The 18,444-nt window shown below is 51.2% G+C and carries 11 protein-coding genes; 6 read left to right on the top strand and 5 right to left on the bottom strand.

The genetic code is table 11. From position 1 onward, the window contains the following. The first annotated feature begins 26 nt into the window (after positions 1-26). From BWI97_RS03475 to BWI97_RS03465, 3 genes are read left to right on the top strand one after another with little or no spacing between them, the layout of a single operon-like run. Positions 27-956, top strand: coding sequence for a glycosyltransferase family 2 protein (locus BWI97_RS03475; protein WP_102200052.1), 930 nt, complete (start codon positions 27-29; stop codon positions 954-956). After that, on the top strand, positions 953-1,723 hold the full coding sequence (locus tag BWI97_RS03470; RefSeq protein WP_102200051.1) for a class I SAM-dependent methyltransferase: 771 nt from the start codon (positions 953-955) through the stop codon (positions 1,721-1,723). The genes BWI97_RS03475 and BWI97_RS03470 overlap by 4 nt, the downstream gene beginning before the upstream one ends. Further along, a complete protein-coding gene (locus tag BWI97_RS03465; RefSeq protein WP_102200050.1) occupies positions 1,716-3,296 on the top strand; it encodes a hypothetical protein in 1,581 nt (526 codons plus the stop codon). Before BWI97_RS03470 ends, BWI97_RS03465 begins: the two co-directional genes overlap by 8 nt. Positions 3,297-3,498: 202 nt before the next feature. Here BWI97_RS03465 and BWI97_RS03460 read toward each other — a convergent pair whose 3' ends face one another. The 5 genes from BWI97_RS03460 to BWI97_RS03440 all read right to left on the bottom strand — a co-directional run bounded on the left by BWI97_RS03460 (position 3,499) and on the right by BWI97_RS03440 (position 13,434). Then, positions 3,499-5,172, bottom strand: coding sequence for a RagB/SusD family nutrient uptake outer membrane protein (locus BWI97_RS03460; protein ID WP_102200049.1), 1,674 nt, complete (start codon positions 5,170-5,172; stop codon positions 3,499-3,501). Positions 5,173-5,182: 10 nt separating this feature from the next. Further along, the gene (locus BWI97_RS03455) at positions 5,183-8,518 is read right to left on the bottom strand and encodes a TonB-dependent receptor (RefSeq protein WP_158242674.1); all 3,336 of its coding nucleotides are present in this window, start codon (positions 8,516-8,518) and stop codon (positions 5,183-5,185) included. 293 nt (positions 8,519-8,811) lie between these two features. After that, positions 8,812-9,870 carry a FecR family protein gene (locus BWI97_RS03450; RefSeq protein ID WP_102200048.1) on the bottom strand — a complete coding sequence of 353 codons (1,059 nt, stop codon included), beginning with the start codon at positions 9,868-9,870 and terminating at the stop codon, positions 8,812-8,814. Between the two features lie 85 nt (positions 9,871-9,955). Continuing rightward, entirely contained in the window at positions 9,956-10,576 is a 621-nt protein-coding gene (locus BWI97_RS03445; RefSeq protein WP_102200047.1) for an RNA polymerase sigma factor, read from the bottom strand. Positions 10,577-10,974: 398 nt separating this feature from the next. Continuing rightward, positions 10,975-13,434 (bottom strand): TonB-dependent siderophore receptor, encoded by a 2,460-nt coding sequence (locus BWI97_RS03440; RefSeq protein WP_102200046.1) that lies wholly within the window; start codon positions 13,432-13,434, stop codon positions 10,975-10,977. A 186-nt stretch (positions 13,435-13,620) separates the two neighbouring features. Here BWI97_RS03440 and BWI97_RS03435 point away from each other — a divergent pair, with 186 nt between their 5' ends. From BWI97_RS03435 to aspS, 3 genes are all read left to right on the top strand, one after another. Then, positions 13,621-14,592, top strand: a complete 972-nt coding sequence (locus tag BWI97_RS03435; protein ID WP_102200045.1) for an AraC family transcriptional regulator — start codon at positions 13,621-13,623, stop codon at positions 14,590-14,592. A 135-nt stretch (positions 14,593-14,727) separates the two neighbouring features. Beyond that, a complete protein-coding gene (locus BWI97_RS03430; protein ID WP_102200044.1) occupies positions 14,728-16,347 on the top strand; it encodes a hypothetical protein in 1,620 nt (539 codons plus the stop codon). Positions 16,348-16,629: 282 nt separating this feature from the next. Then, positions 16,630-18,393 carry an aspartate--tRNA ligase gene (gene aspS, locus BWI97_RS03425; RefSeq protein ID WP_102200043.1) on the top strand — a complete coding sequence of 588 codons (1,764 nt, stop codon included), beginning with the start codon at positions 16,630-16,632 and terminating at the stop codon, positions 18,391-18,393. The last annotated feature ends 51 nt before the right edge of the window (positions 18,394-18,444 follow it).

Here is an 18,444-nt window from a genome sequence, read left to right as displayed (position 1 = left end):
AAAACTCAAAATTGAACATTTTACGCATGGACATCAGTGTCATCATTCCGGTTTACAAAAGTGAAAACACGATTGCTCCGCTGGTCGAACGGATTCTGTCAACCCTGCGGACGTACCGGATGGAAATTGTACTGGTGAACGATGGAAGTCCAGACCGTTCAGAAGTCATCTGTACGGAACTGGCTGAACGCTTTCAGCAAGTGAAGTTCATTTCACTTCGCCGCAACTTTGGTGAGTTCAACGCCGTCATGTGCGGCCTGCATTACGCCGAAGGCCGCTACTGCGTGATGGTCGATGATGATTTCCAGAATCCTCCTTCCGAAATTCTCAAGCTCGTTGCCGAAGCCGAACGCGGTCAGTATGACGTCGTGTATTCCTATTATCAGACCAAGCAGCATTCGCTTTTTCGTAATACAGGCAGTTGGGTTGTCAATCAGATGACGACCCGGCTACTCGACAAACCCCATGATCTGTACTTGTCGAGTTTCAAGCTGATCCGGCAGGAGGTGGTACGGGAAATGATTCGCTATACGGGACCGTATCCGTATCTCGATGGACTTATTTTCCGCGTGACCCGTAACGTGGGCAAGGTAGCCGTCGAACACCACAAACGCGAGGGCGGTTCGAGTTACACGTTACGGAAACTGATTTCTCTTTTTCTCAACATTCTTTTCTGCTATTCGCCCCGCCCCATTCGGCTCGTTACCAATACGGGATTCGTATTGATTCTCCTGAGTATCCTGGGTAGTTTGACCGAAATGGCGACTTCGCTTTTAAGCAGACACTTACCCGCAACGGATCATCTAATCTGGCTGACCGTCTTTTTTCTGGGAGGCATTCAGCTCGTTGGGCTAGGTTTGGTGGGGGAATACATCGGGAAAATTTTCATGACGCAAAACGGACTACCTCAGTTCGTCGTCAAAAAAACGATCCTTCCGAAAGAAATTTTTTCATGATTGGTAAACGTCAGGAATACGAACGGATGCACGCTACCGAGCAGTCGCTCTGGTGGTATCGAAGTCTACACCGGCGGGTAGCCCGTACCCTTACCGAACGCTTTGGTGAGCGGAAAGATTTGGCAATTCTGGATGCGGGCTGTGGTACGGGAGGGCTCCTCGAAAGTCTGCGGCAGCAGGGCTACCAGCGGCTGGAAGGTTTTGATGCCTCCGAGGATGCCGTTGCTTTTTCGCGGGAACGCGGCTTCGAAGTCGCCTTTCATAATTTGTTGGCGGTTGAGCGTTATCAGCCAGACCGAACGTACGACGTCATTATCTGCAACGACGTATTCTGCTATCTGAACGATACGCAGATTGTTCAGATTTTAAAGGAATTTCGGCGGCGACTCCGGCCCGGTGGCGTATTCATTACCAACAATAATGCGTTCTCTTGGCTGGGCGGTACGCACGCAGTAGCTCTGAAAATTCCTAAACGATTTGTACTGCCGGAATTAAAAAAATACGCTCAGCAGACAGGCTTTCATGTCTGGAAAGGCGGCTACTGGAGTTTTATGCTGTTCCCACCCATCGCAGTCGTCCGGAGCTGGCAAAACCTGCAACTCAAACGGGGCTGGATCAATGTGGAAACGCTGTCTTCGGACGTGCACCTGCCCGCCACTCCCGTCAATCAGCTGTTGAATGGGTGTATGAAACTGGAGGAAACGCTCTTACCGCTGGCTCCGCTAGGCAGTTCAGTATTTACTGTAATGGAAGTGACCCATGGCTGAACCCGTGTGGATTCGAATACTGCTTCTTCTCGGCTGGTTTCTGATTTTGCTGTACGTCTGGGGCAATCAGAAGCGGACGGAAAATGCTCCCTGGCTTTTCTATGTACTCATCGGCTGGGTATTGCTCAGTCGTAGCTCAAATATCGTACAGTACGAGCCAAACGTAGATACCAGCACCTGGCTGACGGGTACGCTCACCATCCGACGGGCCGCCGATCCGGTCTGGACCTGGCTGAATTATACGGACGGACGGCCCTTCACGGTTGCTCCCCTCTGGCTGGCCAGTCTTCTGGGCCTGCCCCTCACCTACGGCGGAGCCGAGTGGCTCAGTGTGTTCTTGTGGTGTATTACCCTGCTAGCTTTGGCGGGGATACTCAAAGCCCTGGGCTGGAAATCCGGACGGGCTTTTATTTTCGTGGCGGCACTGGCTGCCTTTGTCGGTACGACGGGCTACATGGACCACGTGGCCTACAACTCGGAAGTGGCCAGCATGTGGTTGCTGGCCCTGGCTCTCTGGGGCTTTTTTTACTGGGCTGAACGTCCGGTGGCCTGGGGTGCTCTGGTCGTGGGATTACTGCTGGGATTACTGCCGTACGCCAAATTCCAGAATGCTCCGATGGGCCTGGTCATTGCCGCTTTTGCGGGCTTTACCTGGCTGCGATCCCGCCAGTGGATGGCCGTGGTTCTATTGGGCCTCGGCGGTTTATTGCCCACGCTGGGCTTCGTGGCGTACTACGCAGGCTCAGGTCAGCTGGAAACGTTCTGGAATCACTACTTCCTGTATTATTTCTACTACAGCTACACCGACGAATTTTCGAAACTGACCACCTGGGAACGCTTTACCCCTGTACGCTTTCTGTACCTGACCCTGGCCAGCCCGGATGTACGGTGGTACGCGGCCGGTCTCCTGCTGGCAACGGCCGGGTTGTTCGTTCATTTCCTGCGAAAAACAAAAACTACGTACGACTGGCTGGCTCTGGTATTACTCCTGACTACGTACTATGCGATGTTGCAGTCAGGCAATAATTTTCACCATTACGCCCTGTATGTACCTTTTCTGGTCCCCGTTGCGTTAGGCATCTGGGCTCGCGATTTATCCGTTCGCACGCAGAAAACCGTGCTGGGTATTGTCTTACTCGCCGCTGGATTTCAGGCAGGTTATAACCTCAATCAACGCGGACCGGTACTGCCTACGGCGAATGAAGCCCTTACGCAACGCGTGGCTTCAGTCATTCGGGCCAATAGTAAACCCGAAGAACGGATGGTACTCTGGGGCTGGTTCGATCGCCTGTACGTGTACGCCCAACGGCCCATGGGTTATCGCTATCCGTACACCATTGGTATTTTCTGGCCCAGTCCACTGCACGACGTTCGGGTCAGGGATTTCATTCACGATCTGGAAGAAAACCAGCCGACGATATTTGTAGACGTTTGCGGTACGGCTCTTACCTTTTACGGTACAATTGCCGAACACCACGAAGCTACCCCCGAAGTGGCCCGGTACATTGCTTCGCATTACCGATTGATTCAGGACATCGAAGGGGTCCGGGTTTATAAACGCCTGCTCAGGTAGCTTTTCGTTTTCCTGGAAAAAGAAAACTGCCGGATACTCCACGACCTTATTTCGCACGGATTTCCAGGCATACAACCCGTTCAGAATAAGCCTGTCACAGATTAAAGTCCGTACGAAAACCCTACGCTTTTCCGGAAAAAAACAAGGGCCGATAGCAATACGCTACCGGCCCTTTCGATACATTGAAGGTTAACTCTTTGGCTTACCAGCCTTCGTTCTGCACCAGATTCGGATTTCGCAGGGTTTCGTCGGTGGTAATGGGTAGCACGTACATGGCATTTCGCCAGAGACGATCTTCTACCTTGAATCGTTCGTACCGGAACCCGCCGGGAGCGTTGGCATCCAACACAGGCTTCATGCCGTAAATGGTTTTTTCGGTGTTTTCGGCAATCTTCCAGCGGCGTACGTCCCAGAAGCGGTGATTCTCGAAAGCCAGTTCGATCCGTCGTTCATTCCGGATGCGTTGCCGCATCTGGGCCTGCGTCAGTCCGGCGGGCAATTCCTTCGCTCCTGCCCGTTTCCGAATCAGGTTTACGTATTTGAGAATATCGGCGTTGCCCGGATCGTACTCGTTCAGAGCCTCGGCGTAATTCAGATAAAACTCACCCAATCGGAAAATAACCCCGTGGATGTCCCGGCCTTGCCCCTGCCCGATGGTAATGTTCTCGTCGGCCAGTTTCCGGTTGCTGTACCCCGTTCGGGTACGATCGGTTGCGGTACTCTGCTCATCTTTTCCACCCGCGTAGGTTTCGATTTTGCGGCCTTTCCAGGTCGAGCCGTTGTAGGTGATGTCGGAATAAAAACGAGGTTCACGATTTTCGTAGGGCCGAGCCGGATCGTAGCCAGAAGCCGGATCGCTGATGGGTAATCCGTTGGCCATTTCGTAGTCATCCACCAGGTTTTGCGTGGGCGATGCCCCCGACCAGCCGTTGCTACCGTACGGGAACAGATAGCGGTCGTAATCCTGATTGGATTCCCGCATCCGTACCCAAATCACTTCGTTACTCTGTAGTGTACGGCTTTTGTACATTTCCTGCCGATCCTTCAGCGTGGGTTCGAGCGTGTAATTCAGGTCGATAACGGCCTTGGCGGCATCGGCGGCTTTTTTCCATTTTTCGGGATCAGAAGCGGTTGCATTGCTGCTGATGTCGGGCCGAAAACCCGTTTTTCCGGCAATGGCCCACAGTGGACTCGCGGAATACAGCATCATCCGGGCTTTCAGGGCCAGACAGGTTCCTTTCGTCACCCGACCGACCTGATTGGAAGGATACGAAGCCGCCACGCGTTTATACGCTTCGTCGCAATCGGCGATTACCTGCTGTAAACAGGCATCGTACGAACTACGGGGCTGGTTCAATCCTTCCATATCCGTCTGTTCCAGTACCCGATTGACAATCAGTACGCCCCCAAATTGCCGCATCAGATCGGCCAGGTAATAGGCCCGCAGGAAGTAGACTTCACCGATCCGGTTTTGCAAAAAGCCGGGGTTGTTGGCATCATCCGGCGTTTTGTATTTTTCAATGCCCGCCAGCAGGGTATTGGCCTGCCGAATAGCGACATAGCCTTCCCGCCAGGTATTACCAATCGGATTATTGTTACCCGACCAGGAGCCGTTGTTAAAACTCATGGAGCCCATCCAGGTCGAAGCGTCTTTGGATTCGTCCGTACCCGAAGACATCGAGTACCCACCCAGGTACGTGTACGGTCCGCGAATGCGACGGTAGAGGTTATTGACAACCTGATCGGTCATGACGAAGCTGGTGAAAATGTCTTCGTCCTGCTGCTGGGTTACGGCGGCCCGGTCCAGAAAGTCGCTCTTGCAACCCGTGGCCAGTTGCAAAGCCAGAAATAAAGCGAGAATACGAGTATGTTTCATAGCGGTAGGCTTAGAATCTTAGATCGATACCGAGGTTCCAGATTTTTTGAATGGGGTACATGGCTCCGTTGCCATCACCGATTTCAGGGTCCACCTGGTAATCCTTGAGTTTATCCCAGGTATAGAGGTTCATCCCATTGATGTATACGCGGAAGTACGAAAGGCCAATGGGTGACAGCCATTTTTTAGGCAGACGATACCCCAGTTCCAGGTTTTTGATCCGGAGGTAATCCGCACTTCTGATCCAGAACGTCGAAGCCCGGTGGTTGTTTCCGTTGGTGGAAGCGTGCAGACGTGGATACGTAGCCGTTTCAGCCGTTTCGGGCGTCCAGCGACCCAGGTGGAAGGGTTTTACTTTTCCACTCTGGAAGAATTCATACACGGCTTCGTTATTGAGCATGACGTCGGTGTGAGCAGCTCCCTGCAACAGTACCGACACATCAAAACCCTCGAAATCTACACCGATGGAACTACCGAAGATAATTTCGGGCGTACGGGCGTAACCAATGGCCGTTTCATCGAAGCTGGTCTGAACGCGGTCATACTCGTCGCCCGTCAGTTTGCGGTACTTCAGATCACCGGGACCATAGGCTGAAAAGTTCTGGAACGGACTGCTCTTGACGTCTTCTTCATCCCGGAAAAAGCCCTCGGCAATCAGACCGAACTTTGTACCCACGGGGCGTCCCGTACGTCGCATCCAGGGATACGGGCGGGCCACTTCATCCTGATACACAATTTTGTTGCGGGCGAACGTGACGTTCGGCTTGATGAAGTAATGGACCCGACCAATTTTGTTATCATGGGTCAGCTCAAACTCGAAGCCTTTGTTATCGACGATACCAATGTTCTGAGCCTTGATGTCCTGACCAAACACGTCGGAGAGTGTACTGCGGCTGATGAGGATATTGCTACGCCGCTGGCGGAACAAATCCAGCGTAAAGCCCAGACGACCGCCCCAGAAGCGGCTTTCAAGCCCTACGTTCAGTTGCCGACCGCGTTCCCAGGTTACGCCAGGGTTACCGATGGCTTGCTGGAACCAGCCATTGGCCTGAGCTGCGTTCGTACCAAAGTAATACGGATCGCCACCGCCCCAGGAAGTAAACCACAAGAAGCGTTGAGCCGCCGATGGGTACCGGTCTCCGCTGGAACGGTCATTGCCCACCTCCCCGTACGAAGCCCGGATTTTAAAGAAGTCATCCGCACGCAGGTGTTCTTTGAGGAACCCTTCCTCGGAAATCACCCAGCCTCCCGAAATAGACGGGAACAAACCGTAGCGGCTTTCGCGGGGGAAATTTTCCGAACCCTGATACGACGCACTCACTTCGAGCAGGTACTTCTGCTTGTAATTATACGTTCCCCGGAAGAGTAGCGACTGATAGGCATACGGAATCTGTGAACGATATTCCTGCAAACGGCGATTCCAGAGTAACATGCCCGTCAGATCATGGTCTGTAAACTGACGATTCCAGTTCAGCGTCGCCTCGAAGTACGTATTCCGAATGGCATCCCCACCGCCAAAACTCCCGTTGGGATCAATACTGCTGTTCTGTCCAAACTGTTTGTAGCTGGTTATCTGCCCCTGAGCGTTGCGAAGGGGTTCGAACAGGGCATAACTACGCGTGAAGGAAGAGTTGGGCGTATTGGTATTGTCATACGAGAAAGAAGCCTTGGCACTGAGGTTTTTCGTGATAAAATCGAGCTTACGGGTTAACGCAAAAGTTCCCTGCACCGTGTTGTTATACCAGTGACGGTAACCTTTTTGCGACAGTTCCCCGTAGATGTTCTGGGTAAACGTACCATTGCCAAACATCGATCCGTCGGGGTTGAAGATCGGGTAAATGGGTGGCATCCGGTTGGCCAGGTTCATGATGTCTCCGGCCGAGTTGTTTCCGTCAGTACGGTCGGTAAGGATTCCCGCCAGATCCAGCCGGGCCGACAGCGTGGACGTAATATCCACATCGACGTTGGCCCGCAGGTTGTAGCGTTTCATGACGTTATTGCCGTTGTAGCCATCCTTGTTTTCCTTGGTATGCCGGTAATTTCCCTCCTGAAGGTTGTACCCTGCCGAGATGAAATACCGGGCCGTACTGCCCCCTCCGCTCACGTTCAGGTTGGCCTGAGCCACGCGGGAAGGTTGCATCAGAAACTTGTAGAAATCCGTATTGGGCAACGACCCGTCACGGTACCCTTCCAGCTGCTGATTCGTAAAAGCCGGTTGTTGACCGTCGTTTCGCAGAGCTTCGTTGTACAAAGTCGCGTAATCGTACGAGCCGAGATACTTGGGCAAACGCGTCGCCTCCTGTACCCCAATCGACGAGCGGAAACTTACCTGCGGGGCTCCGGAGCTTCCTCGTTTCGTAGTCACGAGAACCGCTCCGTTAGCACCCCGCATCCCGAGCACGGCGGTAGCTGCGGCATCCTTCAAAATAGTTAAGCTTTCAATGTCGTTCGGATCGAGATAATCCATGCTCCGTTCTACCCCATCCACCATCACAATCGGCGTGGCGTTGTTGAGGGTATTCACGCCCCGGATGTACAGCGTACTGCCATCCACGCCGGGCTCGCCGCTACGCTGGGTCGTAATCAAACCCGGTAAGCGACCCGCCAAAGCGTTGGTCAGGTTGGATACGGGGCTCTGTACCAGTTCTTTCGTACCGATCGAAGCCACGGCACCCGTAACGGTCGCTTTTTTCTGCTGACCGTACGCCACCACGACGACTTCGTTCAGATCGCTGGTATTGGGCTTGAGCTGTACGTTGAGTTTCGTCCGACCGACGATGGGCCATTCCTGCTTTTCGTAGCCGATGTAACTGAAGACGAGTACTGCCTCGCGGTCGGGTACGTTGATGGCGTAATTACCGCTGGCATCGGTCGTGATCCCCCGGTTCGTATTCTTGATGGCAACGTTCACGCCGGGCATGCCGGTGTTGGTTTCGTCAGTTACGGTTCCGGTGATGGTCAGGTCCTGTACGCTATTCGCTGCCAGTAGTACACTGTTTCCTTCCGCAGCCAGAGCTTCCTCCTGAGCCATGTGCAGAATAATCGTCGAGCCTTTCACCTTATACCGAATCTGCGAGGCATTTCCGAACAGTGTTTCCAGAATATGGGAAAGCCGCTCGTTCTGAGCCTGTAAGCTCACCTTTCGGGTGGCTTGAATAACCTGCGGACTGTACATAAATTGTACCGCCGCCTGCCTGCCGATCTGTCGCAGGGCCGTACTGACTTCTTCATTACTGATGTTCAGGGTGATTCGTTTATTTAGTAGTTCCTGTCCGTTGCCATCAAACGCGGCGGCCAATGTCGTACCCAGAATTACTAATAGAAACTGACATATAGATAAACGCATGATTCTGAGTAAAATCTTATTCGGTTTCCTATTGTTTTTCATAGATTTGTGGTTGTACTGGTTTGAAAAAAATTGGTATAGCAAGCCCCGTTTCCGGCCGGTAAGGTCGGAGTAGATCTGAGCAAAGATTTGGGACTTTTCGGGCGGAAGATGGTGGTACATCTTTCGCCTTTTTTTGTAGTTAGAAGGTAAGTGTTGTGGATGTATTACAGTGGCATAGAGTCATGGTTAAGTGCGTGAAAAAGGATGGTACAATGCAGCAGCGGCCTGTATTCTGGTGGGTCATTCAAAGGTTACTGACACTTCTTTCCCTGAATAAAAATCTGGCCGTCCCGTATGGTGTAATGGGCGTTTACGGTTCGGCAGATCATGTCCAGTTTCTCGAAAAGAGGTTCCTGGCCTAACTCAGCCGTCAACTGGCAATCAGAGAAAACGGTACGGTTATACGTTATAGGTATCAGATAGGTTTTCTGGAGTTGATCGAAGACTTGAGGCAAGGGGGTCCGGTCGAATGAAAGCGTCTGGCCAAGAGCCTCTGGCGTGGGTTGCGGAGCCTCCACCAGGGTTCGCTTTAATTCGGGTTTCTTTTCCGTGAATACGACCTGCTGGTTGGGTGTCAGAATCACTGGCTTGGCCTTTTGCTGACTCGTTCGGGTGAATACGGCTACCTTTCCGGTACGTACCATCACCTGTACGTTTTTTTCAAACGAACGGATCGTAAAGCTGGTACCCAATACTTTAGCCACCAGTTGGTGAGCGTACACCACAAACGGCTGCTCAGGATTGCGGGTCACTTCAAAGAAGGCCTCTCCTTCCAGATAGACGTTACGCTGTTTTTCATCAAACGTTTTCGGGAACCGGACCTGACTGCCAGGCTCGAGTTTAACCTGGCTACCGTCCATCAGCGTCAGCAACTGAGGCGACGAAGTGCGATTGGTAATCGTACGCAGCTCCGTCGTCTTGGTGGCTTCAACTTGGTTGTTCTTCAACGCGGGTTGGTAAACGTAATAAAACAGGCTTCCCATACCCGCTACCAGTACAACGGCAGCGGCTACGCGAATTTTTTTCCAAAACTGAGGTTGAGTGGGTAAGTGTTCCGCTTTACGGGAGAGACGAGCTTCGGTAATCCGGTTTACCTGTTGCTCGAAATCGCGATCAGAGAGGTTTTCCTGAGCTTCCTGCATGGCTTCGATCAGTTGCCGGGCCGTCCAGATCCGGTCGGCTCGCTGCGGATGCGTCTGCAGCCAGTTTTCCCAGAAAATAGTATCGGCTACCGTCGGTTTCAGTACCCATCGACGAAAGGCCTCATCTCCGATAAAATCTTCAATCTGATAGTGTACATAATCAACCATAGCGAGCAGCAGGCTAGGTAAAACCCCCTTTTAAAAGGAAATAGTACAATCCTTGCTAACCTTACTCAAAATTGATTAACTTTTTTTAAGAGAAAGAAGTAAAAAGAGGTAACAGTATGATTCTCACCAACATAGGAATCTGATTTTTCAGCTGATACAAGGCCCGGTGTAGGGAATTGGCCGCCGATTGCCGTTCGACACCCATAATCTGAGCAATTTCTTCGTTATCGAGGCCTTCGTAAAATTTCAGAAAGATTACCTCCTGCAAGCGTTTGGGTAAGCGTTCAATAGCCTGCCGAAGATTACGTTCATTTTCCAGGGTCAGCTCGCCCGAAATCCACTCCCGCTCGATATTCAGCCCATCGGAATAGTCCAGCTCCGTTTCGGCGACATCCGTGCGGTCGTCCAGCCGGTTTCGGTTTCTCAAGTCCCGCAACAGGTTGTTTCGTAACGCTTTCAGCAAATAAATCGTCACGCAGGGCGTCTCGACCAGATACGCCCGCCGATCCCATAACTCCAGAAACAAGTCCTGTATACAATCCTGAATCAGCTCTCGATCCTTGGTGAAACGCGTCGCATAATTGTACAAAATGCGGTACCGTTTTTCAACCAGCAGATCAAAGGCTTCACCCTCGCCGTCTTTGAAACGGACCCAAAGCTGAGCCAGCAACGATTCATCCGGTGGTATAGCGGAAGACTTTTTCATAAAAAATAGAAACGTATATTTTGGTTGCTACGAGTGACTCCTCGGGGCAATCAATCCTTTTTCGAAAGAAATACTCAGGCTTAGAGAACTAATATATTGTAAATTTCTACGAAAAATTATTATCAAACCAATTGAACCCCTGCTTTTATTTAAAAAATTGCAAAGCATTCGGTTAAAATACGCATACTATTTGTAAAGATAGAGAAAGTACCTGCCCTTTAAAAGCGGTTCAAACAGATCCAGAATTCGGAATTTAGGAATTTATACGAAGTTTATAGGTTTTTCAAGAGCCTTTTTTAGTGTATGTATGGTTTTTGCGGTGTATAAAAGTGTAGATCAATAGCAATGCCAGCCTTTTGGGCTGGCATTGCTATTGATCAGTATTCGTAAGAAAATAACTAGAAGCGATACGTAAGCACACCCGAGAAATTACGCGGCTGAATCCGGTCAATGAACGAAGTACGGTACGCATCGTAGCCAACCGTTCCGAAAATGTTGTTCGCCAGTACACGCAGGCCCCACTGCTGACTGATCTGGTAGCCTAACTGAGCATTTACCAGCGTATACGCTTTATTGTACCAGGGCTCCTTGCTCGTATCGAGTCCGTGCGTGAGGTAGCCCACCTGCGTCCAGTCGTTGTAGGGACGTTCGCCAAGGTAGTATACACCCAGACCTACGTTCAGGTTTTTCAGTGAACCCCGATTGACGGTGTAGTTCAGCCAACCGTTGAAGGTATGTCTCGGCGTGTTATTGGGAGCTGAGCCTTCTACGTTTACGACGGTGTTCCGATACTGAGCGTCGATCATGGAGTACCCAACAATGGCTTCGAGGTTTTCCAGGACACGGCCCGTCATCTCTACCTCTACCCCCTGACGGCGATCATCGCCACTGGCCCGGTAGACGTTCCGGCCATTCATCTGAATCGGTGCATTGTTGACGTCGTAGAGCTGTTCGATCAGGTTTTTCTGCTCGATCCGATACAGTGTCAGGTTGAAGCGTAAGCGGTTATTCAGCCAGTCGGATTTGATCCCCGCTTCAATCTGGTTGACAAAGCTATTGCCAAACGTATTGCCGTTTTCATCGACCTGGCTTACGTTTTCCGGACGGGTACTGTTGGTGTACGAAGCAAACAGATTCAGTCCTTTTTTCACCGTTACCATGATTCCACCCAGCGGATTCCAGAAGTGCGTGCGGGTAAAGGCGGAATTCAGCGGAGAGGTACTTTGATTGGTACTATAACGAATACCCACGAAGGCTTTCAGCCAGTCGGTTACCGAGATAACGTCCTGAGCCGTCAAACCCATGTTGGTCGTTTTGCTGAGGGTTTCACCCGTTTTCGTAAAATTAGCCGTGCCGTAAGGCAGCGTATTGGAGATCGTTGCGGGGTCGAAAACGTTGATGATACCGGGAATATTGATCGTGTTATAGGCGGACTCGGTCAGATCGGTAAGTTTATAATCGGCTCCGATCATGAAGGTATGACGAATCGCTCCCGTCTCGATTTGATCCCCCACCAGATCAAACTGAATCACCGTGTTTTTGTCCAGACGCGGCTGGTTGTGGCTGATCGAGCGGCGGTACAGGTTCACCTGCACATCGTTTGTATCTTTTTTCCTGGCCAGAGCAGTCAGTGAAGTACGAATGGCGTCGGCATCGAAAACCGAGCGGTACACGGCTCCGCGAACGTATAGCTTATTGTCCGTATCCAGATACCGTTTGAAGCTGGCCGTGTAGGTGCTATGTTTCACCGTCGAAATGTCGGATTTAAAGCCTAGCATCCGGTTGTTGGGAATGTCGTAAATTTCATTGGCGACGTTACCAACCGAGAGATTCACCGTACCCGCATCGATGGTCTGATTCACGTTGTAGAAATCCATTTCCAGCGTGATCTGGGTTTTATCATCGGGACGAATCGCCAGCGAGGGATTGATATAGAAGGATTCGTACTCCATGCCCTTGCGGAATTTTCCGCCCGTCTGGTAGGCCCCATCAATCCGGAACGCTACTTTCTTTGAATCACCCAGTAAGCCCTGTACGTCGAACGTAGGGCGGAACAAGCCCCAGCTTCCGCCGCGAAGCGATACCGAACCTTCATTGACGAACTTCGGCGTTTTCGTCACCACGTTTACGATTCCACCGGGAGCCCCCAGATCCGTAGCCTGGCCAGAGGCCTGACCCAGTCCCTGCGTCAGAGCCGCCGAACCTTTCATCACCTGAATGTTCTCGACGCCCTGCATATCGGTTGGATAGCCCATTCCGCGGAAATCCGTCATAACCCGAACGCCGTTTTTCAGCGTAGGAATGCCTCGGAAGCCCCGCGAAGAAATACTTTCCTTCACGCCCCCGTAGGTCGAATACGTATAAACGCCGGGTACGTTGCGGACGCCTTCGATAACCGTCAAGGCTCCCTGCTGTTCGATGAGTTTATCAGAAATCACCGAAATACTCTGAATCTGATCGCTGGGTTTGAGCGGTAAACGTGTAATGGCTTCGAGTTTTTCGGGTTGCTTACCCCGAGCACCGAATACTTCCACTACTTCCAGCTCGCCCGTAGTGGATACCAGGGTCAGATTCAGTTTCTGGGTGTGGTTTTCGCGGATCGTGATTTTTCGGTATACCGTCTTGTAACCGATGCTGGAAACTTTTAACTGATAGGAACCCGTCGGAATTTGCAGGATTCGGAAATTCCCGGATTCGTCGCTGGACACCCCGTAGCGGGTACCTTCCAGCATGAGGTTGGCGGCGAGCAGTGGTTCACCGGTTTCGGAAGTTACTTTTCCTTCCAGACTTCCTACCTGAGCCCAAACAAGCTGAGCCATCAGCAGGAAAAAGACAAGCGAAATAAAACGTTTCATCATGGGAAATTAGGTATGCTTGAAAAGACAGGGGAACGTTGACAACGTATAGACTACTGATCAAAAACTTGTGAAAGTCAGTATTCTTATTATTTAGATTAATTAAAAATTAATGCAAATTTGTGGGCAGATTCGCGGCGGCAGTTATCGCAAACGGGATAAAAAATATCGCAAAACGGATTTTTTGATATGGAAGTGGATGTACGCATTCAGGGAACCGAACAGTGGCTTTGCCACCAGACTTTTGCAGCAGCAGACTCCGGTCAGCTTTCCGAAAAACACGTGAACGTCCATTCGCCCACCCTGGGTACGATTCAGGAAAAACAAACTCTTGCAGGAAGCTATTTCATTTGTGATATTGATTTCCAGGTTGCTACGCCGACGGTGCTGGATAAGCAGGTACACGGCGAGGCTTTGCAGATGCATTTTTTGCTGGAAGCCAACAGCACCCTTACCATCAAAGGGCTGGGAGAGTCGCGGGTATTTTCGGCCTATGAACACACGCTGGGCTATTTGCCCGAATCAGAAAGTCTTTATCGTCTTACGCCCGGAGCGGTACCGCTGGAGTATTTTACGGTGGTCATTCCAACCGAAACGTATTTCCGGTTATTGCCACCGGACAGTCCGCTTCACCCCGATTTTTTTGGACACTGCCCACATTACTACATGGCTCCGCGAAACGGTACCGTTAGCCCGGAGATGGCCCGGATCATCCGTTCCATGCAAAGCTGTCAGCGGACAGGCGACCTGAAACGGCTCTTTCTGGAAGCCCGCATTCTGGAATTGCTCATGCTACAGATCGAGCAATTGCATACGCAACCCCTCGACTGGCAGCGGGCCGACGAACGCAAGCTGCTGGAAGCCCGGGAGATTCTTCAGGCCCGTTACCAGCATCCACCTACCATTCAGGAGCTTTCCCGACTGGTGGGACTGAATGAATTCAAGCTCAAAAAGGGATTCAAAACCAGTTTCGACACGACGATTTATCACTACGTAAGTGAATTACGGATGCAACAGGCCCGGCAGTGGCTACTGGATCGGGAGAAAACCATTGGTGAAATTGCCCATAGCGTAGGATATAAAAATCACGCCCATTTTACGGCGGCCTACAAGCGTCATTTCGGCGAACTGCCCAGTCAGTATTTTAGGGAAAAAGAATAAAGCTTGGTTACTTTAGAGAAAATTAAGTCCTGTTTCTGTACGCTCCTATCGCAACGCTCGCGTACCTTCGTTTCCAGTTCATACCATCATCCCTGGTTACGCTTTTCGATACACAGGATTTAGCTTTTGGCGTACATGTCTTCGCTTTTTACGTTTAATCAGTTTCCTTTTCTTTTCTTTTTGCTGGGCTACGGACTGGCCGCCGTACTAGGTCTGGTTACGTTCAAGCCCAAGCCTTCCTATGCCCTGTTTTTAAGTCTGGCCCTGCTTTTGCTGGCGTATATGCGGCTGCCGGTGATTTTCTATAACCGCGAACTCAACGTCGATGAAGGCCAGATGCTTACGCAAGCGATGACGCTGATGAAAGATCCGGTCTACTGGCGATCCGTGGATGGTACGACGGGTGGGCCATTAGGCAGTTACTTCCTGTTGATTGCGGCCCTGTTGACGGGTAATTTCAGCTATATGACGGGTCACCTTGGGGCGGTGCTGTTACTGGGGATGACCTTTGTTTTTCTCTCCCTAGCCCTGAAAAACTGGTTCGGAACGCGAGTTTCACAACTGATTTCGTATCCGGTTTTACTCTTCTACGCCTTTACGCAACTCGGCGATTTTGTGCATTATTCCAGTGAGCTGGTACCCGTCACGCTGCTTTCCAGTATTGTTTATCTGTTTTCAACGCCCGGCTTTTTAGCCAGGGGCACGTACCGCACTTCCATCCTGTTGGGCGTATTGTTTCTGGCGATGCCTTTCGGAAAAATCCAGAGTCTACCCCTGCTGGCCGCGTGTCTGGGTTATTACCTCTACAGCGTTTATATCCGAAATGATTTCAGACCCTTTGTGGCCTGTGTCGTTTCGGGTTTATCGGCTCTGCTCGTGCTCGTCTTGGTGCTATGGGTAAACGACGTCCTCGACGATTTTCTTTTCTATTATATTCACGCCAACTTCAACTACGGCGAAGGCGGCAGCTGGGGGCAGAATTTATTGAATCTCCCCGCCCAGTTCAGCGTTGCTCTGGATTACACACTCATTCTTTTACCACTCATTCTCAGTGCAGTAATGGCGGCGTTCCGCTGGGGTACTTTGAAGAAAGACGTTTTCTTTTTTTCGCTGGCCTTACTGATCATGGGGATTCTGGCCGTGTCCAGAACGGGTACGGGATACACGCATTATCTGTTCTTTCTGGTCATTCCTTTTACTTTGCTGAGTGCCTCCCTGCTGGGAGCCGTTTCTTCCTTATCGTGGGTATCTTCACTGACCCTGACGGGAGCTTCGCTGGCTTGTCTGGTGGGGCTGATGCTGGTGCATTACAAGAAAGATCATACCCTAAATTACTACGTTTCTACGCCCACGTACAATCGTACCTTTCCCATCTCACCCGTGGGTGCTGCCATTGATCAGTACAAACAGGCGGGGGATTATCTGGTCGTCTGGGGTTGGAATTGTCAGTACTATATCGAAACGCAATTGCCGCAGGGGGTGGCCGAAAACCATACCATTCGCTCCTCGTTTGAGCACCCTTTACGCGAGACGTACCGGAAGCGGTTTATGGAAAACATGCAGCGAAATCGTCCGGCGGTGGTTGTGGATGCCGTCGGTAAAAACAGCTACTGGATGCAGGACCCTGCCACGCAGAGTTACGAGAGTTTCCCCGAGCTGAAAGCTTATCTGGAACGGCAGTATGTATGGGTGGGAACCGTAGATGGCGTCCGCATTTTCGTACGGGCCGACCGCTCACCGAAGCAGTTGGGTTAGTTTGAAGGGAGTGATCTGGGTTTAAGGTTTGAAAGGGTTTGATGTTTAAACAAGTTTAAAGTTTGAGGCTAGTGGCCCGGTGAATTCATTCAAACCTTAGACATTCAAACTATTTCAAACGTTAGATCTTCCTTAAACCATCTCAAACGTCAATCCTCCTTAAACCATCTCAAACTTTAAATCCCCTCAAACCAACCTCAAACTTTCTTCAAACCTCCAACCCTGACCGAATTTCCCTATTTTTGCGGCACAAAATAGGATTGCTTTGATCCTGACTTGTTTATGCTACGTACACATACTTGCGGCGAAGGCCGCCTTACCCAGGTTGGCCAGGAAGTAACCCTGTGCGGCTGGGTGCAACGCATCCGCGATAAAGGAGGAATGATCTGGATCGACCTGCGGGATCGATACGGCATTACTCAGCTGATTTTTGAAGAAGGTTCTACCGATGCTTCCGTTACGGAAACGGCCCGTTCCCTGGGTCGTGAATACGTGGTGGCGGCTACGGGGACCATCGTCGAGCGGGTTGCTAAAAATCCAAATTTGCCTACGGGTGATATTGAAGTGAAGGTTACGAAGCTGGAAGTATTGAATCCGGCCAAATTACCTCCCTTCCTCATCGAAGACGAAACCGACGGTGGCGACGACATCCGGATGAAGTACCGCTACCTGGATCTTCGTCGGGGTATCGTACGCAAGAACCTGGAGCTTCGCCATCAGGTGGCTCGCCGGGCTCGTCAGTACCTGGATGATCTGAATTTCATCGAAGTAGAAACGCCCGTTCTGATTAAATCGACGCCCGAAGGGGCCCGCGATTTCGTCGTACCGAGTCGCATGAATCCGGGTGAATTTTACGCCCTGCCCCAATCGCCGCAAACGTTCAAGCAATTGCTGATGGTATCGGGTTTTGACCGGTATTACCAGATTGTGAAGTGTTTCCGGGATGAAGATTTGCGGGCGGACCGTCAGCCGGAATTTACGCAGATCGACTGTGAAATGTCGTTCGTTACGCAGGAAGACGTCCTGAACACCTTTGAAGGACTCGTTCGTCACCTGTTCCGTACCGTAAAAAATATTGAATTGCCCGAAACGCTCGTTCGGATGCCGTACTCCGAAGCCATGCGTCGCTTTGGTTCGGACAAACCCGACATTCGTTTTGGTATGGAGTTCGTGGAGCTAAAAGGTGAAGATGCGGACCTGACTTCGGGTAAGAACTTCGTGGTCTTTGATTCCGCTGAACTCGTGGTAGGTATCGCCGCTCCGGGTTGTGCCGAGTATACCCGCAAGCAGATTGACGAGCTGACCGAGTGGGTAAAACGCCCACAGGTAGGTGCCAAAGGCCTGGTGTACGCCCGCGTGAATGCGGACGGTTCGGTCAAATCGTCGGTGGACAAGTTTTATACGGAAGAAGAACTCAAAGGCTGGGCCGAGAAATTCGGTGCCAAACCCGGTGACCTGATCCTGATTCTGGCGGGTGCCGCGGATAAAACCCGGAAGCAACTCAACGAACTGCGTCTGGAACTGGGCAACCGCCTGGGTCTGCGTAACCCCGATGTATATTCGGTTCACTGGGTGGTTGACTTTCCCCTGCTGGAATGGAGTGAAGAAGAAAACCGCTACTTCGCCATGCACCACCCCTTTACGAGTCCGAAACCCGAAGATATGGACCTCATCGCCACGGATCCCGGCAAAGTACGGGCCAATGCCTACGATATGGTCATCAACGGCGTGGAAGTGGGCGGTGGTTCCGTTCGTATTTTCCAGAAGGATATTCAATCCCGGATGTTCGACCTGTTAGGCTTTACGCCCGAAGAAGCCCAGCATCAGTTTGGCTTCCTGCTGAATGCCTTTGAATTTGGTGCCCCTCCGCACGCAGGGATTGCTTTTGGTTTCGACCGTTTGTGTTCGCTCTTCGGTGGAGCCGATACGATTCGTGATTTCATCGCGTTCCCGAAAAATAACGCGGGCCGTGACATCATGATTGATAGTCCTTCCACGATTGCTCAGAAGCAACTGGACGAACTGAAGATCAAGACGGCTCTTTAAGGGCATTTTGATTTTTTTAGCTATTCATAGACAGGGTTWTACAATTAGAAA

The organism is Siphonobacter sp. BAB-5405, from assembly GCF_002872335.1.
Classification (GTDB): domain Bacteria; phylum Bacteroidota; class Bacteroidia; order Cytophagales; family Spirosomataceae; genus Siphonobacter.
Note: the sequence above shows the minus strand (reverse complement) of the source record. Positions and strands in the feature narration are given on the sequence as shown.

Bases quoted from the DNA above. Each gene is read 5' to 3' on its own strand.
- BWI97_RS03455 (WP_158242674.1), bottom strand. From the start codon at position 8,518: ATGCGTTTATCTATATGTCAGTTTCTATTAGTAATTCTGGGTACGACA.
- aspS (WP_102200043.1), top strand. From the start codon at position 16,630: ATGCTACGTACACATACTTGCGGCGAAGGCCGCCTTACCCAGGTTGGC.
- BWI97_RS03460 (WP_102200049.1), bottom strand. From the start codon at position 5,172: ATGAAACATACTCGTATTCTCGCTTTATTTCTGGCTTTGCAACTGGCC.
- BWI97_RS03440 (WP_102200046.1), bottom strand. From the start codon at position 13,434: ATGATGAAACGTTTTATTTCGCTTGTCTTTTTCCTGCTGATGGCTCAG.
- BWI97_RS03475 (WP_102200052.1), top strand. From the start codon at position 27: ATGGACATCAGTGTCATCATTCCGGTTTACAAAAGTGAAAACACGATT.
- BWI97_RS03430 (WP_102200044.1), top strand. From the start codon at position 14,728: ATGTCTTCGCTTTTTACGTTTAATCAGTTTCCTTTTCTTTTCTTTTTG.
- BWI97_RS03470 (WP_102200051.1), top strand. From the start codon at position 953: ATGATTGGTAAACGTCAGGAATACGAACGGATGCACGCTACCGAGCAG.
- BWI97_RS03445 (WP_102200047.1), bottom strand. From the start codon at position 10,576: ATGAAAAAGTCTTCCGCTATACCACCGGATGAATCGTTGCTGGCTCAG.
- BWI97_RS03465 (WP_102200050.1), top strand. From the start codon at position 1,716: ATGGCTGAACCCGTGTGGATTCGAATACTGCTTCTTCTCGGCTGGTTT.
- BWI97_RS03435 (WP_102200045.1), top strand. From the start codon at position 13,621: ATGGAAGTGGATGTACGCATTCAGGGAACCGAACAGTGGCTTTGCCAC.
- BWI97_RS03450 (WP_102200048.1), bottom strand. From the start codon at position 9,870: ATGGTTGATTATGTACACTATCAGATTGAAGATTTTATCGGAGATGAG.